Consider the following 19,703-nt stretch of genomic DNA (forward strand, 5'->3'; position numbering starts at 1 on the left):
TGGGGCTGAAAGCCAGGTACATTTTGTTTTCACCTTACATAAGCTACACAAAACAAGTAGAAGGAAGCGGTGTGTTCGTGCAGCAAGCTATAGCAATATTAGACTCAGGTGTGGGAGGGTTAACAGTTGTCAAAGAAGTGATGAGGCAACTCCCGCGGGAGAAGATCATTTATTTCGGAGATACTGCCCGAGCTCCGTACGGACCCCGTTCGACCGAGGAAGTACAACTGTTTACTGAACAAATTGTAGATTATTTGATCCAGTTTAATCCTAAAATGATCGTTATCGCTTGTAATACCGCAACAGCTGCGGCACTCGATTATATCTCAGCTAAGGTCTCCATCCCTGTAATTGGGGTGATTCATCCCGGAGCCCGCGCAGCAATTAGCGCAACCAAAAGCGGACATGTCGGCGTGATCGGTACGGTAGGAACCATCAACAGCGGTGCTTATACTAACGCATTAAAGCAGTTGTCCCCTTTTGTTGAGGTTGTAAGTCAAGCCTGTCCAGCGCTTGTCCCACTCGTCGAGCAAGGCAAGTTCCGCTCAGAGAAAAGTTACGATATCGTAGAAGAGGCACTAGAAGGCATTAAAGACACTAACATCGATACTTTAATTTTAGGATGCACTCATTATCCATTTCTTGTAGAACCCATTGGTGAGACTATGGGATCGGGAGTCAAGCTGATCAGTTCTGCAGATGAGACCGCTCGTGAGATCAGCACAATTTTATATGATAAAGGCAAGCTGTCCATCGGGGATGAAAGTCCAATTCACCAGTTTTTCTGCAGCGGTGATGCTGAGATGTTTCAAAGCATCGCGCGAGACTGGCTTGGAGAACAAATTAGACGCACCCCAGTAGTGTGGCAAGTATCCACGTTATAAGCAGGAGCAATGTTGAATTGAATAGGGACAAACTCCATGGGAGTGTAAAAGAAAAACAGACTGGGAAAGCACATTTCCCAGTCTGTTTTTTTGAAATATAAGCACTTATATGCTGCGGAACTGTAATATCCTTATTTTTCATGAGAAACGGTTGCCATCTATAAAGGGCGATGACGTTGTTTTTTCTTGTGATTCATTTCTCCTTCATGCCGGGTAGTGGCGCTTGCATACAATAGAGTTAAGTGCTGTATGCCGCTGTTTTTGTATTGCTGTATCAGCAATTTAAGGCCGAGAGGATGAGACCTAATGCGACAATATATTGCAAACAGGGGAGATACCGTAAGCCGAATTGCCGCTCTACATGGATTAACTCCTGAGCATGTTATTCAAGGTAATCCATGGGTTGGGAGACAATCTTATTTATACCCAGGTCAGGTTTTATTTCTGCCATCTTCGCCGCGTAAAAGGTATGCTGTGCAGGAAGGGGACACTCCAGAACGGATAACCTCATTATTTAAGGTGAATTTAGAGGATTTGGAGAAGCTTAATCCTGGTGTGACCTCAGGGCGCTGCTGTACACCTGGAAAAATACTTGTCATTCCACCCCCAATTCCAGACCGCGTGGTGTTTCTGCGCGGGGAGTACGGTCCGGCTGAGGTTGAGAGCGACATTGACAGCTTGCTTGTCCAATACCCGTTTATACAAGCAGCCACAATAGGCACGAGCGTGCTCGGCAAGCCGCTCCATGTACTCAAGATCGGGAACGGCACTCGTCATCTGCATGTTAACGCCGCTTTGCATGCCAATGAATGGCTGACTTCGCCATGCTTGATGTCCTTCATAGAGGAGTATGCAGCAGCTTATGCTGAAGGCTTGGAATGGAATGGACACAATCCTGAGGTTTGGTTCCAAAACTGGACATTATGGGTCGTGCCTATGGCTAATCCAGATGGCGTGGAGCTGGTTCAGGAAGGGGTTTTGCCAGACCATCCGTTTTATGATGACCTCATGAAATGGAATGGTGGACGAAGCAGCTTCCGGCATTGGAAAGCTAACATCCGCGGTGTGGATCTTGGGGATCAATTTCCCGCTCATTGGGAAGAGGAGCGGGAACGTCGGGGAGTAAGGCAGCCCTCACCGCGGGATTACAGCGGCCCTGAGCCGCTGAGTGAGCCAGAAGCAGCCGCTCTGGCTGCCCTGGCTGAGGCAGCGCCTGGCGAAGCTGCAGTGTCTCTGCATAGCCAAGGAGGAGAGATTTATTGGAACTACCGGGGGTATGAACCTCCCGAGAGCCGTGAATTAGCCGCGCAGCTGGCAGTTGCGAGCAGTTACCGGGCAGTGGAGCTGACTGGAAGTGATGCCGGATATAAGGATTGGTTTATTCAGACCTTCCGCAAACCTGGATTTACGGTGGAGCTGGGGATCGGCAAAAATCCGCTGCCACTAGCAGATTTTGAAGATATGGCCTTGGAAACAGGACTTATATTGGCAACGCTCCTTTCTAATGTGAAATAATTATGAAACATTTGCAGTAAACTTGCGTAAAATAAAACATGGGGTATGGCCGCTGTCGTCACTACACGTTATCCGCGGCTGTATCCTTTTTACTTGGGAGGAGGGTCACCATGAAACTGAAAAAAATACTGTCACTAAAACAATGGTCCCATATCTTCAGTAGCTCCTGGCAATACATCCGCTCCCCTAAAGTAGCAATGGGGGACAAGCTGTTATTTACAATTCCAGTACTGCTCTATTGGGTCTTGCCGGACTTCATGCCATTTATTCCGATCGATGATATTGGAGTGACCATGCTGCTAATGGGCTGGTTCGTGTCACGAATGGGGCGGAAATATCCTACACTTCAGCAGGGTGAATAGGATCGCACCACACATTTTCGACAAGAACTTCAGAGCTAATTAGCTAATATAGTTGCTTTTAGATGTCATTTACCTTTAAAATAAGTAATTGAGTATTTAATTTTCGGACTAGGAGATGGAATATAGATGAAGGTCAAAATTACCCGCAATGCGGCTAAAGTGATAAAGAAACAAATGGAGCTTGAAGGAAACAGCGAGTTGAAGCTGCGCGTAGCAATTACACATGCACACGGTGATCATGCTCACTACGGACTGGACTTGGACACGCCTAAAGAGAACGATGTTGTAGTGTCGACAGATAAGGAAATCGATGTTATTCTTGATCCGAGCCAACCACTCCTTGATGGTGTGGTCGTTGATTATTTGTATCTTCCACAAGAAGGTTTTGTCATTACGAATCCCTCTAAAGGTAATCACGGCGATCACTAGACACTCGCCTGTAAATTTCGAACACAAAGAAGGGTTGCTCCATGGCTAACGAAATACAAGTGTGCGATGAATGTAATTTCATGAAGTTGAAAAGTATTATCCCTAAGCTGCAAAAAATGGCACCTGATGCCGAGATCAAGGTCGGCTGCAAGTCGTACTGCGGTCCATGTGGCAAACGGGCTTTTGTTTATGTGAATGGTCGTTATGTGAGTGCTCCAACGGAGGATGAAGTGTTGAAGAAAGCAGAAGCTTTTATCAAACAGCCCTCCGTTCAGAAATAATACTGAGTTCTTATCAACTAAGATAATAGGGTCGATCCCTCTTCATTCTCAGAATAAGTAAAAGTAAACAGAGCAGCGATTCTCCTGTTATTTGGAGGATCGCTGCTCTGTGTTTTCAGGTCATTGGTGGCTTACTTCAATCGTGTCCATCATCCCATCATCTCACCATCTCACCATCTCATCGACCCACCATCATCTCCTCATCCCATCATCCTATCATTCCACCATCCTATCATTCCACCATCCCACCATCTCCTCATCCTACAGGGGTTACGGACTGGATGACGTTATTTGCGTGTTTTTAGCTGTTAATGCAAGATTTCGGACCCCAGGGACGCTATTCCTCAGAAAAGAGGCTCATATCGGCGTTTTTCAGGCTAATAGCTGCTCTGGAGTCCGTTAGCATTCCAAATCTCGGATATTGCTGGGTTTAAGGTCAGCTGTGTCCGTTAGTGAGATACTTCGCGTATCTAAGTCGGAAAACCCAACGTGCTTCCAACAACGATCAAGGAGTAAATGTCCAAAATACAAAGGATGTCGCAGCAGCCTTTTTCGATAGTTTTGTGGACAGTCTCTTCATTTAACGGGATATAATCTTAAGGTGCAGATTGTGTATTCTTAAGCTTTTTGATTCCATCATATTTCATGATATCGTCGGAGATCTGTAGGCGGAGCTTGCTGGTCTCATACCCGATGCTGCACTCCCCTACGTCCACGGCTTCGCGGCTTTCGAGACTATAACAGGTTCCGCTGGCAAATTGCCCATTCTCGCTGGGGAGATAAGACAGCTTTGCATCGGCATAGGCGCCGGATCGCAGCGTTACAAGACGCTCATGCCCGCTAAACAGATTATTGCCCATGAGATAATAAGGATCACGTGAGATCCCCAGCAAATGGAGCAAGGAAGGTGTAAGATCCAACTGACCAGCTGGAGCTGAATCTAGGACAGAGGCGTTAGAGCCTGGCAGATGAATGAGCAAGGGAACCTGATGCATTATTTGCTGCATATCGAGTGCGCTAAGGCTTTTGCCGAGAAATTGTTCGTAATAAGCGATCTCCTGGATCGAATTATCATGATCTCCATAGAAAGCAACAATGGTATTATCCCACAGCCCACGCTGCTTCATCTCTTTGACCATTTCCCCTAAAGCTTCATCCGTATAGTGAACAGCCTGCAAATAATCTCCGAAGATCGTGCCCTTGAACTCTCCAGTATCAAGCCCTTGTTTATCTGCAGGGAGAGAATAAGGATGATGGCTGGATAGTGTAGTCAAAAATGAATAAAAAGGCTGCTGTATCGTTTCTGAAGTGTTCATAATATCGAGGGATTGCCGTAAAAAGGATTTGTCACCCAGAGACCAGCCTAGAGGTTCGTCTATTGTATAGTCTTTTTTGTTATAAAAATGGTCATAACCCATCGCGTTATACATAATCTGCCGATTCCAGAAGCTGCCTTCGTACGCATGAAAAGCATTGGTACTGTAGCCCTTTGATTTCAAAATAGCAGGCAGCGTGTCAAACTGATGATCCGGGTAACGGACAAATACCGAGCCGGAGACCAGCGGGTACAGGGAAGCGTTGGACGTGAAATCCGCATCGGAAGTTCGGCCTTGTGAGGTCTGATGGTAGTAATTGCTGAAATAGGTGTTTTCTTTGATTAGAGCGTTCAGATTAGGCGTGATCTCCTGGCCGGATATTGAGCGTCCAACTACAAAGTTCATAAAAGCTTCAGCTTGAATAACAACAATGTTGCTTCCGCTGTATTTTCCAAAGCTGTCATTATTGGCACTTTGCTCAGTGTTTTGTTCATTGAACCAGAGCTGCATCGAGGTGGCTTCTTCTTGTGAAAGCTCGGGCTGCGGACCTAGATGATCTTTAGCATATAAGTAAATATCATAACCGTGAAAACCGATTAGTCCGGTTACGTTATACATGGCGAGACTCCACCAGTTGCCAGTGAATAGATCTTTAGCCCAGGTAGTAGCGTAGGTGTGGATAGGTCCAAAGGTCAGCACGCAACCTAGCACCAGAGCAACGATCCCATTCACGCTTCTTTTTAGCGTCCTGCTTAGGCGTGAAGAGCGGCGGGAATAACCGGTTTGAGAATAAGAGTGAGATTGCCCATAACGGCGAGGGACGGCATTAGACAAGTATGTATGGGATTTGCGGCGGTATAATCCTACGCCGATTCCGTATGCAATAAGAAATAGCCAGTCAGCGAACAAATAAAGATCGGAAGGACGCAGTAGGGCGAAGATACTTCCACCAAGCGCATCCATCTGTCCAGCCTGAAACAATACGGGTACCGTGATAAAATCCTTAAAATAACGATAGTAGACGATATCCGAATAAATAAGCAGCGTCAGAAGCAAGTTTATACTTAACAACGTTATCGTCTGTCCCCGGCGGGGAAGCCACAGGGTCCAAAAAGACAATAACATGACTGAACCTACAGCAATCCATTTGTCCTGCCGGTTCATATCTATATTGGGAGCATGCAGCCCACTATGCAGAAATAATAACTTGGCCAGCATGATGCCAAGAAAAAGGAGATAACCGATATATCGGGAGCGAATCACAGCAGCTATTGTACTTGTTACGGTTGTGCTGCTCCGACTTGATGGAAAAACTGACATTTTGAAGCCTCCTAGCACAGAAAATAAATAAAACGAGAAGAAACAACGTTGTTGTCTTTTTTAGATGACAAACGTTTCTCTTAGAAATATAAGAGCGTAAAGGATGGGTGTTAAACCAAAACTGTCTTATACTCGGAGAAAAACGGACACCCTCCTCATACGATACGAGGTAGATGTCCGTTCTGCATTCAAACCAATGGTGATCCTAATTATTTCGGATTTCTAGGTGGAAGTGGACCCAAGTATTGATAATATTGACACTCGATACGTCCGTTATACAGTTTGCGGCGTTTGTCTGCCTTACGACCGTAAAATTGTTCGAATTCCTTGTAAGGGCTAATCGCAAAAAATGACCATGTTGGCAGATATATCATCATTTCACCAAACTGGCGGGTCAGCTTCTCCACTTCTTTGTCATTACTGATCCGTTCACCATATGGAGGGTTGGTGATGATACAACCATATTCTCCTTCAGGTCTTGCTTTGGCGGCAGCCATCACTTTGAAGGTGATTTCTCCGGACAGTCCAGCACTCTTGGCGGCGGCTTCAGCAATTTCAATTGCTTCTGGATCGATGTCCGTACCCGTTAATTGCAAAGGATAATCGTCGCGCACAGCATCGAAAGCTTCTTCGCGAGCCTCTTCCCAAAGATGTTTCGGAATGACTGGCCAATTTTCAGATGGAAATGAGCGGCGTAGTCCTGGAGCAATATTCCAAGCGATCATGGCGGCTTCAATTAACAGTGTTCCCGAACCACAACATGGGTCGAACAGCGGCCGATGGCCATTCCAGCGGCTAAGCTGGATTAGTGCAGCAGCCATTGTTTCCTTCAGTGGAGCCTCTGTTGCATGTCTGCGGTAACCACGTTTGTGAAGCGCGGGTCCTGTGGTATCTAATGTGATCAAAGCGATGTCATTTAATAAAATCACTTCGATCACATATCGAGGACCGTTCTCCGGGAACCAGTCTGTATGATACGAAAGCTTCAGCTTCTCGACGATTGCTTTTTTGACAATCCCTTGGCAAGCGGGTACACTCGTTAGTTGTGATTTATGGGACCGTCCTTCAACCGGGAATTCTCCATTCTCTGGAATCCAGTCTTCCCAAGGCAAAGCTTTAACCCCTTCGAATAACTCGTCAAAGGTTTTAGCAGGGAATTGGCCCATTTTAACCAATACGCGGTCAGATGTACGCAGCCACAAGTTACAGCGACAGATATCGATGTAATCACCGCTGAATAATACTCGTCCGTTCTCGACCTTGGTCTCATAACCCAGTTCGTTTAATTCGCGCGCTACCACAGCTTCTAAACCCATAGGGGCAGTAGCGATTAATTGTAATTTGCTCAAATACTCTCAACTCCGTTTAACTTGTAGATAAATACAAAAAGCCAGTACAATAAGAAGAGACGACATTGTCGTCCTTTAAAGCATCCATACAAGTATAGGGGAATGTGGGACACTTCACAATGCCCGGCATTCCATAAATCATAAAATGTTCCCCGTCATCCCTTACTATGAGCAAACGGGGGATCCTCAAAGGAGAATCTTTATGCTTACGCAAGAAGAATACAGTGAACAACTTTATACAGAGGACGAAATTCTGCTTCAAGTAAAAGAAGCAATCGTCCAAGCAGGCATGCCGCCGGTGTCTGTCGAGCCGGGGTACGGAAGACTGCTCACCATGCTTGTTAGACTGTCTCGCTCTAAGCGTATTTTGGAAATTGGCGCACTTGGCGGTTACAGCGGAATTTGCTTGTCCCGCGGTTTCTCTGAAGGCGGCACACTGACTTCGCTAGAGCTGAGAGCCGACTATGCCGAGCTTGCCCGCCGTAATTTAGAGCTGGCAGGCTTCGGGGATACTACGGAGTATAGAATAGGACCCGCAATGGACAGCCTGAAGGCACTGGAAGCAGAGGGCGCTAGGTTCGATTTCTTTTTCATTGACGCAGATAAGTTGAACTACACTAACTACTTGGAATATGCCATCAAGCTGGCCAATCCAGGAGCGATCATTGCGGGTGATAATATTTTTCTCCGTGGACGGACCTTAAATACAGATAGAAATGGTCCTGCCATCCTGGCTGTGCGCCACTTCAATGAGATGATCGCCACGGATGAACGTCTTATCAGTACATGTCTGCCTGCCTATGATGGATTGGCGCTAGCGATGGTGAAATAGCTGATTAGCGAAATAACCGCGGTGTTGTTACTTTGTACAGCTTCAATCGAACCCAAATCGTATTAACCAGCAGCAAGCAGCCGGATATAATGAAAAGCCCCTCAATTCCGATGTAACCTGATAGAAAGCCGCCCAAGATAGCTCCCAGCATATTGCCTAGCGCCAATGTACTGCTGTTGAAGCCGAATGCGCGGCTTTCTTTTCCGTCAGGGGTATAGGAGCGGATAAGCGCATTAACGCTGGGCAACAGTCCACCCATGAAGACTCCCATTAGGAAACGGACTATAATCAGCTGCCAGACACTAGTTACGAATGCCTGCGGAATTAGGAATAGTGAAGCGCCAATTAACGCATAGGTCAGAATACGATGTGCGCCGACTTTGTCACTTAGCTTACCAAGCAAGGGAGAAGCCAGCATATTGGAGATCCCTGTAACGGCACTGACCATTCCGGCCAAGAAGGCTATATTCTCGGCGGGTCCATTTAATTTTTCTACATAAAGTGGCAACAAGGCCATAGGACTAATCATTGCAAATTGCAGCAGAAAGGTTACACCGAATAGAGCTGGCAGCTGAGGGATTTTGATTAATTCCTTCAAACCTGCGAGTACAGAAACCTGCGGCTCCTGTGCAGCTTCGGCGCGGTCGAATTTTTCCTTAACAAGAAATAATGCCAGGAGAGAGGCGATAAAGAGCAAGGCCCCAACGACATAAAAAATCGGCCGAAATCCGATTAAATCGGCAAGTAAGCCACCAATCAGTGGCCCTAGAATTGTTCCTGCTACAGATCCTGATTGCATTAATCCCATGGAGAAGCCCATACGTTCTTTGGGGGTAGTACCTGACACCAGTGCGATGGAGGCGGGATTGAAGCCAGAGATTGTACCGTTTAAGAGACGGAGCAGGAGCAGCTGTAAAGGGGATTGTGCGAAGCCCATTAATACCATGACAATAGCCATCCCAAAGCTGGAACGCAGCAACATGATCTTACGGCCATACTTGTCTGCAAGCTTGCCCCATAATGGCTGGAATATGAAAGAGGTTAAGAAGTTTGCGGCAAAAATAAGTCCCGCCCAGATTCCAATTTCATGTTCACCCTGGACACCAAGATCCTTCGCAAGGTACAAGGTCAGGAAGGGTGTAATCATTGTCATTCCAGCATTCACCAAAAATTGCCCGAACCAAAGCACTAAGAGGTTGACCTTCCAGGTCTCCCATTTCTTCATAGTGCTTTCACATCCTTTCAAAGAATTTCAGAGAATATATGATTCACGGAAAAAATGCCATTTTATCAGTATATCATTTTTTGCAGCTTAATGTGTGCAACACATGTCATAGTAATGTCATAGGATTGTCATTCCAAACTCTTCGTATTAGTTGTTACAAGCTTTTAAAAAGGGCATAATAGTAGATATGCCGATTAAAAAAATCTAATAAAATATAATGGAGATCTTATCATGACCTACAATGACACTTTTATCCGCGCCTGTAGAAAGCAGGACACGGAGCACGTTCCCGTATGGTACATGCGGCAGGCCGGCCGTTATGATCCCGAGTACCGTAAAATCAAGGAAAAGTATTCGTTGCTTGAAATCTGCAAGCAGCCTGAGCTGGCGGCAGAAGTAACCATGATGCCCGTTCGCAAGCTGGGTGTGGATGCGGCCATTTTGTATTCCGACATTATGAATCCAGTTGCTTCAATCGGAGTGAAATTCGATATCGTTAAGGAGATCGGTCCAGTGATTGAGAATCCGATCCGTAGTGCAGCTGATGTGGAGAGACTAAAACCCATTGATGTGGAGGGTGATCTGAGCCACATTTTGGAAACGATTGCTATTCTCGATAAGGAACTGGACGTTCCTTTGATCACTTTTGCAGGCGCGCCGTTTACAATTGCCAGCTATTTGATCGAAGGTAGACCTTCCAAAGGATATATCCGTACGAAAGAGCTAATGTACAGTGAACCCCGTGTCTGGGAAATGCTGATGGACAAGCTGGGCGATATGATTATCACGTACCTCCGAAGTCATGTGCGGAGTGGAGGAAAGGCCTTCCAATTGTTCGACAGTTGGGTTGGTGCGCTTGCTCCACGCGATTTTGAAACGTATGTGCTGCCGACGGTTTCTCGTATTTTTTCCGAATTATCTGATCTTGATGTACCGAAAATATACTTTCCTGGTGTGAGCTCTGGAGAATTGCTGCCAAGTCTTACGAAGCTTCAAGCAGACGTAATCGGGCTGGATTGGCGTGTTAGCTTGACTGAAGGCCGACGCAGAACAGGCAATAAATTTGCGATTCAAGGAAATCTTGATCCATATTTGCTTACAGCTCCGATGGACCTTTTGAAGGAACGCGCGAAAGCACTGATCGATGAAGGTGTGCTTGAGCCAGGTTATATCTTCAATCTGGGCCATGGATTATTCCCGGAGGCTTCATTAGATAAACTTAGAGAATTGACGGAGTATATTCACACTTATTCTCAGGAAGTATTACAAAAAACGGCTAAGCAACGTTCGTAAAAAATATAAGAATTTATATGTTCCACGCTATTAAATTGTAAAGGGGACGGAATCCGTGACAGTAAAAATAGGTGTTCTCGTCATGTCGTATGGCACTCCTAAGAGCCTAGAAGATGTTAAAGCTTATTACACGCATATTAGACGGGGGAATCCGCCAACAGCGGAGCAGCTTAAAGAGTTAACCGACCGTTATGAAGCAATCGTCGGGGGGGTATTCCCACTGCGGGAGAATACAGACCGGCAAGTAGAAGCTTTACAAGCAGCATTAAATGCGGATAAAGCGGGAGCAGATGTTGAATTTGTCTGCTATCAAGGCTTGAAGCATGCCAGTCCCTTTATTGAGGACGGCGTGGAGGCTATGGCGAAGGATGGCATTACTCAAGCAGTGGGTATTGTTTTGGCGCCACACTATTCCAGTATGAGTGTGGGGAGCTACATCAAGCGTGCACAGGAAAAGGCTGATGCATGCAAGATTGACATGGGTTTTGTAGAGAGTTACCATATGCATCCTGAATTGATCGATGTGTTAAGCCAAAGAGTGTCGGCGAAGCTGGATCAATATATTGAAGCAGGCGCGACCCGTGATGAGATTCGCGTATTATTCAGCGCTCATAGTCTTCCAGAACGTATTCTGGCTATGGGTGATCCATATCGGGATCAACTGCTGGAAACTTCGCAAGCAATTGCAGCTCAGGCAGGCGTAACCAACTGGCAGTTTACTTGGCAAAGTGCTGGTCGCACAGCTGAACCGTGGCTCGGTCCGGATATTCTGGACACGCTGCAACAGCTTAGTAAAGAACAGGTGGAATACGTATTGGTGGCCCCTATCGGATTCGTATCCGATCATTTAGAGGTACTGTACGATCTTGATATTGAGGCAACAGCCGTAGCTTCGGAGCTTGATATGCGTCTTATGCGGATTGACTCACTGAATAGTGATCCCGCATATATGTCTGTATTGAGCGATGTAATTCGTAAACGACTGGAGCAGATGAAGGCCGCTCAATCATGATTGGCCCCACAAGAAAAATTGTTATCATAGGCGGAGGGCTGAGCGGACTCAGCGCCGCCTTTTATATTCGTAAATTTTATAAAGAAGCGGGTATTAAGCCTGATATAGTCTTGCTTGAGAAAGAGAAAAACCTCGGTGGAAAGATTGAAACCTTACATCGCGATGGTTTTGTGATTGAAAAGGGCCCAGATTCATTTCTAGCGGAAAGGGCGGAGATGTGCGAGCTGGCTAAGGAATTGGAATTGGATCACGAGCTGGTATCCTCCAACCCTCTTGCTAAGAAGCGATATATCTTGCAGCGGGACAAGCTTAATCCTCTGCCAACCGGTCTTGTACTCGGTATCCCTACCGAACTGAAACCTTTTTTATCAAGTGGGTTAGTTTCGTTTGGGGGCAAAATACGTGCGATGATGGATTTTATTCTTCCTCCGCGGCGTAATGATGAGGACGAATCGCTTGGTGAGCTTATTGCGCGACGTCTAGGATCTGAAGTGCTGGAGAATTTAACTGAGCCGCTCCTTTCTGGCATGTACGGCGGAGATATACAAAAGATTAGCCTGCAAGCTACATTTCCGCAATTTGGAGAATTAGAGCAGCAGTATGGGAGCCTTATTCGTGGAATGCGCACAGGGCGAAAGAATAAAAAGGCACAGGAAGGTACTACACAGAGTACCTTCCTCACGTTCCGCAAAGGGCTGCAAAGTCTCGTGCATAGTCTGATTTATGAGCTGCATGATGTAGAACAACGGACGGAGTCTAACGTAGTTTCTATTCAGGCTGCTGGGAGTCCTTCTATCTATGAGGTAGAGCTGGAGAATGGCGAACGGTTGCTTGCGGATGATGTATATATCACTGCGCCTAATTTTTCGGCTGCTGACTTACTTCGTCCCTATATGGATGTTACAGCGCTGGAAGCGGTGGATTATGTTTCAGTAGCGAATCTAGTCATGGCTTTTAACAAAAAGGATATTGTTAACGAATATGATGGATCGGGTTTTTTTGTGCCTCGTAAAGAAGGGCGAAATATTACTGCCTGCACATGGACATCTACGAAATGGCCGCATACGGCTCCTGATGATAAGGTGCTTTTACGCTGTTATGTGGGTCGTTCTGATGATGAACAGAATGTTCAGCTGCCTGGTGAGGCTTTGACGGAGCTTGTACTTAAAGATTTGCGAGAGATCATGGGCATTACTGCGAATCCAATATTTACGGAAATCACCCGCTTAGAGCATTCCATGCCGCAGTATCCTATAGGACATCTTGATAATATTACCGAATTCCGCAAAGAATTAGCAGCTTCGCTTCCTGGTGTGTATGTCATTGGCGCCGGATTTAATGGCATAGCAATGCCGGATTGCATCAAGCAGTCCAAGCTTATTGCGGAAAGCGTTGCTAAACAGCTAATGAATGAAATGTGAGTACGATGACTAAATAAAACAGTGAAGCGAAGCATGAGGCGCTTCACTGTTTTTCTTTAGTTAGTAAAATTTTCTATTTCTATCGACTCTCTTATTTGTAGGGTGCTGTGATAGATATGCTATAATAAAAACAATTTGAGAGTAGAGGAGATCACAGAAACCATGTATCCGCCGCGATCGCGTTCTAGACAAAAGAACAAACATAAGAGCAAACGCAAGCGCAGAACGGCCTGGGCTTGGATCAATGCAGGTCTTCTTCTGATGATTACCGTGTTATTGACTTATAGCTTTACGAATGACCCTGACAAGAAAAGCGCCTCACCGCCTCCGGTTGCAGAAGCGACAGCTACGCCTATACCGGAGAGTAGTGATCAGCCTCAGACAGCACCTCCGGTGGTTGCAGTTGCAACGCCTGAAGCTACAGAGACGCCAAGCCCTTCTCCTACGGCAACTCCAGAGCCAACGCCTACACCGCAGGAGGAGCCCGAAGAGATCATTGAAACACAAGCTCCTGAAGCGACAGCGACCCCTGCGAAGGATGAGGACAGCTCGGAAGCGGCAAATAATGATCCTGTGTCTGGTCTGCCGTCAGATGATGACGCGTCTGGTAAGACGGTGACTTTGAATTTTGGTGGAGATGTTATATTTTCCGGGAAAGCTGGAGAACTGCTGGAGAAGAAAGGTTATGATTATTCGTATGCCGCATTGGAGGGTCTGTTCAAGAAAGATGATCTTACGATCTTGAATCTGGAAACTCCAGTGACCACAGGTGGCGTAAGTGCCACTAATAAGCAATTTGTATTCAAAGGATCACCACTCGCTCTGGATGCGCTTAAGTCAGCTGGTGTGGACGCAGTAAATATGGCGAATAATCACACGCTTGATCAAGGAGAGCAAGGCTTGCGGGATACCCTTAACCACCTTGCTGAAAGAGGAATTCCTTATGTGGGTGCGGGGCTTAACAGTAAAGAAGCATATTCGGCGCAATATTTTGAACGTAAGGGCATTAAGATCGCTTTGCTGGGATTCACCCGGGTGATTCCTGCGTCGGATTGGATGGCAGGAAAAAATAAGCCGGGACTTGCCTCCGTATACGATAGTGCAGAAGGACTGAAGGCTATTGCTGCAGCCAAAAAGAAAGCCGATTTGGTGGTCGTAGTTGTCCATTGGGGTAAAGAACGGGTAGAACAATATGATAAAACGCAACAGTCGCTGGGCCATAGCTTTATCGATGCAGGAGCCGATCTTGTCATTGGCGGCCATCCACACGTGCTACAAGGCGTGGAGCCATATAAGGGCAAATGGATTGCCTACAGCACCGGGAATTTTATTTTTACGAGATCTACAGTGCCTGCCACTTGGGAAACTGCGGTTTTTCAGGCGGAATGTAGTGTAAAAGGTCAATGTTCCCTAAAGCTGAAGCCTATGAAAGCCGAGCTAGCACAGCCTGTGCCGATGAACGCAGTGGATGGACAACTTTTGTTAAAAAGAGTAGAAGCTCTATCCGCAGGACGGGTAAAGATCGGCAGCGACGGTAAAGTCACTCAAGTTACCAAATAGGGTTCCTGGGAGGTCCTTATGATGAACAATTTGTGTGTAGCCCATCGAGGGTTTTCCGGTAAAGCTCCAGAGAATACATTGGCAGCCATTCGGATGGCGATTGCCATGCCCTATGTCCACTGGATGGAAATTGATGTCCAGCTCTCCAAAGACGGCGTTCCTGTTGTCATTCATGATTATACGTTGGACCGGACGACCAATGGTCATGGCAAGGTGAAGAACATGGACTGGGAATATATCCGGCGTCTGGATGCGGGGAGCTGGAAAGGGCGTTCTTTTCAGGGCGAGCGGGTGCCTTCTTTGGAAGAGGTGCTGTCACTAGCCTCCGGAAGATTGCGTCTGAATATTGAACTGAAAACAGTGGGAGATATGTATCCTGGCATTGAGAAGACGGTGACGGATCTTATTTCTGCAAAAGGTATGCGGGACGACGTAATCTTGACCTCTTTTGATACTGGAGCATTAAAAAAAGTCAAGGAAATTGATTCCCGTTTTCGCACCGGATTGATCTTTGATTCCAGATTTGGCAATCCCGCACGCAGGCTGCATGAACTGGATTGCTCTTTACTTTCGATTAGCTTCTCGCGTCTGAATCCTAGACTGGCTAAGCTTTTGTCCGAGCGAGGGGTGGAAATTATGGCTTGGACTGTGAACAAAGCGAAAGAGATGCGTCGCTTAGCCGACATGCATTCTGATATAATGATCTGTACAAACCGCCCGGATATATGGGGCGACACCTTTCTGAAGGTATAAATAATCCAAATCGATGGGAAAGAGAGCTGACTGTTTATGTGCGCTGCTGTTAATAATCTTTATTGTGTTGGACGCAACTACAAGCTACACGCGGAGGAATTGGGTAACAATGTGCCAGTGGAGCCGCTCATTTTCATGAAGCCCTCACATGCGGCTGTTTCCCTCGATAAAGCAGTAATTAAGCTGCCAAAGGATGCGGGTCAGATTCATTATGAAGGTGAACTTGTACTGCGTATTGCACGTGATTATACACCAGGCATGAGCGTGGAGGATCTGGTAGATGTAATGGCACTGGGACTGGATTTCACGCTGCGTGATGTGCATAATGATCTGCAGAAGAAAGGTTTGCCATGGACGCCAGCTAAAGGCTTTAAAAATGCCGCACCACTCACCCCTTACATAGCGTTTCCAGATAAGGAAGAGCTGGAGGGAACTGATTTTACAGTGGTGAAAAACGGGGTGGAAGTACAACGCGGCAATGTTAAAAACATGATTTTTTCACTTCAAAAAATTGTTGATTTTATCGCCGAGCGCTACGGGTTAGGGAAAGACGATGTGATATTTACAGGTACTCCGGCAGGCGTGGGTCCTACTGTAGCTGGCGACGCTTTCGAGCTGTACTGGGGCGACAAGCTGATGGGGACTTGCCTGATCGGTTAATAGATCTGTTGGAGATGAATCTATGCAGTGGGTTATTGGCGCTTTAGGCGCTTTGATTGTTGCGGGAGCGGCATATTGGAAGCAGTCTTTAAGTCTCTCTGGCATGATTGCCGCGGTAGTGATGGGCACTATTTATTTTGGTGCCGGAAATGCTTTTTGGTTTGGGATATTGCTGATCTTCTTCATCACTTCAAGCCTGCTGTCCAAACTTCATCATGATAATAAAGCAGAATTAGAGCTGACGTATGCTAAGACGGGCCGCCGCGATGCCGGGCAGGTCTTTGCTAACGGTGGACTTGGCATGGTTCTGGTTCTCCTGAATGCGATCTTCCCGCATGAGCTGTGGGGGTTCCTATTTATTGGTGTAATGGCTACAGTAACCTCGGATACATGGGCTACGGAGATCGGAACACTGAGCAAGAAACCGCCTCGTTCTGTCCTTACGGGTAAAGTTCTTGCTGCCGGAGCTTCGGGAGGTGTATCCAGCTTGGGTACGCTGGCGGCAGCAGCAGGAGGCGCACTCATCGGTGCGTCAGCTTGGCTGCTGCGAATGATATCCGGCATGCCGGATCACTCTTTCGTGCTGCTTACCCTAGCAGGACTTGCCGGAGGACTAGTCGGCGCCTTTGCCGACTCTATCCTTGGTGCAACCGTGCAGCAGATGAACCGCTGTACCGTATGCGGCCGCGAAGTGGAAGGCTCACAGCATTGTGGGGCTCCAGCTGTACACGCAAGAGGCTGGAAGTGGATGAGCAATGATGCAGTCAATGTCATCAGCTCTATCCTCGGCGGTGCAGCTGCCTTACTGCTGAGCATGATCATTTAGCATTTGAATTTAAGCTTTGAACGGCACAGTTTAGGGAGGGACCGATGAGTAGCGCATCCAATCAAAAACATACTGCTATTCTGGATGCCGCATACGAGCTCTTCGGTTCAGGTGGATTTTACGAAACGAAGATGTCGGAAGTGGCGGAGCAAGCCGGGATAGCAAAGGGCACCGTTTATTTATACTTCAAGAGCAAGGAAGAATTATTCATGGCAGTGACGCGCCGCGATTGTGAGGGATTTCTCCTGCAATTACAGGAAAGGCTGAAGGCTAGTGATACTTTGGCCGGTAAACTGTCGATCATTGCTAAACATCACCTGAATTATTATTATGAACGCAAGCGGCATACGAAGCTCTTTTTCCGTGCCCCTAACAATAATCCTGAATTAGTGGCGTATATGACACAATTTATGGAGCAATACATGCAAGATGTGGTCAAGGTATTATTAGAAGGTGGAGCATCCGAGCCTGAGCTTATGGCACAGTCCTACATAGGGATGTTGGATCGTTTGAAGATGGATATCTTATTTGATCCGTCTTTTACGGAGGAGGACGCGTATAAACGCGCTGATTTCGCTGCTGGTCTTTTTATTAGAGGGGCCATGATCACCTGAATTTTGGATAGGATGATAGACCGGATAAATAGCATTGGTTAGATGCGGCCGGTTTTATGAAAATATAAGGCAAGCGAGGAAATAGCATGAATATTATGACCGTGGAACATCTTTCCAAGAGTTATGGCGAGAAAGTACTCTTTAGCGAAGCTTCATTTGGTATGGACGATCGGGATAAAATTGGCTTGATCGGTGTGAATGGAACGGGTAAATCAACCTTTTTACGGATTATTGCCGGTCTGGATACTCCGGATGGTGGGCAAATTGCCATCGGGAATAATGTAAGAGTACAATATTTGGCGCAGAATCCTCCTTATGATCCTATGAATACAGTTTTGCAGCAAGTGTTCGCCGGGGATGATCCAGACCTTGCTACCATGCGTGAGTATATGGAGACTATGTCTCTACTTGAACAGCAGCCTGGTAATGCTGAACTGGAAGGAAAACTAGTAAAGATTGGGCAGGCGATCGACGCTGCGGGAACATGGCATTTGGAGAGTGAAGCCAAAAGTGTGCTTACCAAGCTAGGCATCTTAAAGTTTGATGCGCTAATGGACACACTTTCTGGTGGACAACGTAAACGTGTAGCTCTGGCAGCTGCACTGATTACCCCCTCTGAACTGCTGATTCTTGATGAGCCTACCAACCATATTGATACGGATTCCGTGGCTTGGCTGGAGCAATATTTGCAGAAACGGCGCGGCGCTCTTTTGATGGTGACGCATGATCGTTACTTCCTGGAGCGTGTGGCTAGTGTCATGCTAGAGCTAGATGGTGGCCAGCTTTATCGTTATGAAGCTAACTATTCACGGTTTCTAGAGCTTAAAGCCGATCGCGAAGAACGAGAAGCCTCTGCCGAACAGAAGCGTAAGAACCTGCTGCGTACAGAGCTGGCTTGGATTCGTCGCGGTGCCAAAGCCCGTTCAACAAAACAGAAGGCAAGAATCGACCGCTTCGAAAAGCTGAAAGAGAGTACAGGAAGCAGCTCGAACGGTTCATTGGATATTTCTGTGGCTTCTACACGTTTAGGTCGCAAGATCATTGAAATTAATGACCTGTCGAAAGCGTTGGATGGTCGACAGCTAATCAAAGATCTCAGCTATATCGCTGTACCCCAGGATAGAGTGGGCATCGTCGGCCCGAACGGCAGCGGCAAATCAACACTCTTAAATATGATTGCAGGTCAGCTGCAACCCGATAAAGGTGAAGTTCAGCTTGGCGCTACGGTTAAGCTTGGTTACTTTACACAAGAGCATCAGGATATGGATGACAGTATGCGTGCCATTGAATACGTGAAGGAAGAAGCAGAAGTGATACGGACAGCAGACGGCAGTGTGATTACGGCGGGTCAAATGCTGGAACGCTTCTTGTTCCCTCCTGCGATGCAATGGACACCGATCTCGAAGCTGTCCGGGGGCGAAAAAAGACGCTTGTATCTGCTTCGTGTATTGATGGGAGCACCTAACGTATTGCTTTTGGATGAACCTACGAACGATTTGGATATCGGCACATTGGCTGTATTGGAAGATTATCTGGATGAATTTCCGGGTGTCGTCTTTACCGTATCCCATGACCGTTATTTCTTGGACCGTACGATAGATAAGCTGATTGCTTTTGAAAATGGCGATATCCGGATTCACGTTGGCGATTATACGGAATATGAAGAATGGCTGGCCAAAAATGTACCGTCACGCATTGGAGAATCGAACAAAGAAGATGGAAGCTCAAAGCGAAAAGAGGCCGCGGACACTGGCAGCAACCCTGCATCTTCAACGGCTCCCAAAACAAAACTCAAATTCAGCTTCAAGGAACAGCGTGAATATGAGGGCATTGATGAGCAAATTGAGCTTGCAGAGCAACGTTTGACGGATATTAGTGTACAGATGGAGGCGGCTTTTGCTGACTCTGGAAGGCTGCAGGAGCTAGTAGAGGAGCAACGCCTAGCCGAAGCAGAGCTGGAGCGTCTTATGGAACGCTGGACCTATCTGAACGAGCTTGCGGAGAAAATCGCTGGTAAGGCTTAAACCAGTTGGATGGCTTTTAATGAAAAT

General features: G+C 46.7%; 18 protein-coding genes. 15 read left to right on the forward strand and 3 right to left on the reverse strand.

All coding sequences use genetic code 11. The features are described 5' to 3' along the window. The first annotated feature begins 77 nt into the window (after positions 1-77). The 5 genes from racE to NYE72_RS10215 all read left to right on the forward strand — a co-directional run bounded on the left by racE (position 78) and on the right by NYE72_RS10215 (position 3,471). Complete coding sequence (gene racE / locus NYE72_RS10195; protein WP_036689641.1) at positions 78-884, forward strand: glutamate racemase; 807 nt, start codon at positions 78-80, stop codon at positions 882-884. Positions 885-1,190: 306 nt separating this feature from the next. Next, positions 1,191-2,399 carry a M14 family metallopeptidase gene (locus NYE72_RS10200; protein ID WP_076275013.1) on the forward strand — a complete coding sequence of 403 codons (1,209 nt, stop codon included), beginning with the start codon at positions 1,191-1,193 and terminating at the stop codon, positions 2,397-2,399. A 110-nt stretch (positions 2,400-2,509) separates the two neighbouring features. Further along, positions 2,510-2,761 carry a hypothetical protein gene (locus NYE72_RS10205; RefSeq protein WP_036689222.1) on the forward strand — a complete coding sequence of 84 codons (252 nt, stop codon included), beginning with the start codon at positions 2,510-2,512 and terminating at the stop codon, positions 2,759-2,761. A 126-nt stretch (positions 2,762-2,887) separates the two neighbouring features. Further along, the gene (locus NYE72_RS10210; RefSeq protein WP_036689223.1) at positions 2,888-3,190 is read left to right on the forward strand and encodes a heme biosynthesis protein HemY; all 303 of its coding nucleotides are present in this window, start codon (positions 2,888-2,890) and stop codon (positions 3,188-3,190) included. A 41-nt stretch (positions 3,191-3,231) separates the two neighbouring features. Continuing rightward, on the forward strand, positions 3,232-3,471 hold the full coding sequence (locus tag NYE72_RS10215) for a DUF1450 domain-containing protein (RefSeq protein WP_036689224.1): 240 nt from the start codon (positions 3,232-3,234) through the stop codon (positions 3,469-3,471). A 596-nt stretch (positions 3,472-4,067) separates the two neighbouring features. Here NYE72_RS10215 and NYE72_RS10220 read toward each other — a convergent pair. Further along, on the reverse strand, positions 4,068-6,107 hold the full coding sequence (locus NYE72_RS10220; RefSeq protein ID WP_076275012.1) for an LTA synthase family protein: 2,040 nt from the start codon (positions 6,105-6,107) through the stop codon (positions 4,068-4,070). A 209-nt stretch (positions 6,108-6,316) separates the two neighbouring features. Next, entirely contained in the window at positions 6,317-7,456 is a 1,140-nt protein-coding gene (locus NYE72_RS10225) for a class I SAM-dependent RNA methyltransferase (protein WP_076275011.1), read from the reverse strand. Positions 7,457-7,658: 202 nt separating this feature from the next. Here NYE72_RS10225 and NYE72_RS10230 point away from each other — a divergent pair, with 202 nt between their 5' ends. Further along, a complete protein-coding gene (locus tag NYE72_RS10230; protein ID WP_036689230.1) occupies positions 7,659-8,288 on the forward strand; it encodes an O-methyltransferase in 630 nt (209 codons plus the stop codon). Positions 8,289-8,292: 4 nt separating this feature from the next. Here NYE72_RS10230 and NYE72_RS10235 read toward each other — a convergent pair whose 3' ends face one another. Continuing rightward, positions 8,293-9,513: an MFS transporter gene (locus tag NYE72_RS10235; protein WP_038569803.1), complete on the reverse strand. Its 1,221-nt coding sequence runs from the start codon at positions 9,511-9,513 to the stop codon at positions 8,293-8,295. 231 nt (positions 9,514-9,744) lie between these two features. Here NYE72_RS10235 and hemE point away from each other — a divergent pair, with 231 nt between their 5' ends. From hemE to NYE72_RS10280, 9 genes are all read left to right on the forward strand, one after another. Further along, on the forward strand, positions 9,745-10,806 hold the full coding sequence (gene hemE / locus NYE72_RS10240; protein WP_339211754.1) for a uroporphyrinogen decarboxylase: 1,062 nt from the start codon (positions 9,745-9,747) through the stop codon (positions 10,804-10,806). 55 nt (positions 10,807-10,861) lie between these two features. Further along, positions 10,862-11,818 (forward strand): ferrochelatase, encoded by a 957-nt coding sequence (gene hemH, locus NYE72_RS10245; RefSeq protein ID WP_076098411.1) that lies wholly within the window; start codon positions 10,862-10,864, stop codon positions 11,816-11,818. Continuing rightward, positions 11,815-13,239 carry a protoporphyrinogen oxidase gene (gene hemG, locus NYE72_RS10250; protein ID WP_339211755.1) on the forward strand — a complete coding sequence of 475 codons (1,425 nt, stop codon included), beginning with the start codon at positions 11,815-11,817 and terminating at the stop codon, positions 13,237-13,239. Before hemH ends, hemG begins: the two co-directional genes overlap by 4 nt. Positions 13,240-13,401: 162 nt before the next feature. After that, a complete protein-coding gene (locus tag NYE72_RS10255; protein WP_339211756.1) occupies positions 13,402-14,799 on the forward strand; it encodes a CapA family protein in 1,398 nt (465 codons plus the stop codon). An 18-nt stretch (positions 14,800-14,817) separates the two neighbouring features. After that, positions 14,818-15,552 (forward strand): glycerophosphodiester phosphodiesterase family protein, encoded by a 735-nt coding sequence (locus tag NYE72_RS10260; RefSeq protein WP_244886457.1) that lies wholly within the window; start codon positions 14,818-14,820, stop codon positions 15,550-15,552. A gap of 36 nt (positions 15,553-15,588) precedes the next feature. Next, positions 15,589-16,212, forward strand: a complete 624-nt coding sequence (locus tag NYE72_RS10265; protein ID WP_036689251.1) for a fumarylacetoacetate hydrolase family protein — start codon at positions 15,589-15,591, stop codon at positions 16,210-16,212. Positions 16,213-16,234: 22 nt separating this feature from the next. After that, positions 16,235-17,038, forward strand: coding sequence for a DUF92 domain-containing protein (locus NYE72_RS10270; protein WP_339211757.1), 804 nt, complete (start codon positions 16,235-16,237; stop codon positions 17,036-17,038). Between the two features lie 44 nt (positions 17,039-17,082). Continuing rightward, positions 17,083-17,652: a TetR/AcrR family transcriptional regulator gene (locus NYE72_RS10275; RefSeq protein WP_076098408.1), complete on the forward strand. Its 570-nt coding sequence runs from the start codon at positions 17,083-17,085 to the stop codon at positions 17,650-17,652. A gap of 86 nt (positions 17,653-17,738) precedes the next feature. Then, complete coding sequence (locus NYE72_RS10280) at positions 17,739-19,676, forward strand: ABC-F family ATP-binding cassette domain-containing protein (RefSeq protein ID WP_339211758.1); 1,938 nt, start codon at positions 17,739-17,741, stop codon at positions 19,674-19,676. Positions 19,677-19,703: the final 27 nt, after the last annotated feature.

Source organism: Paenibacillus sp. FSL L8-0333, assembly GCF_037965665.1.
GTDB classification, from domain to species: domain Bacteria; phylum Bacillota; class Bacilli; order Paenibacillales; family Paenibacillaceae; genus Paenibacillus_AQ; species Paenibacillus_AQ odorifer.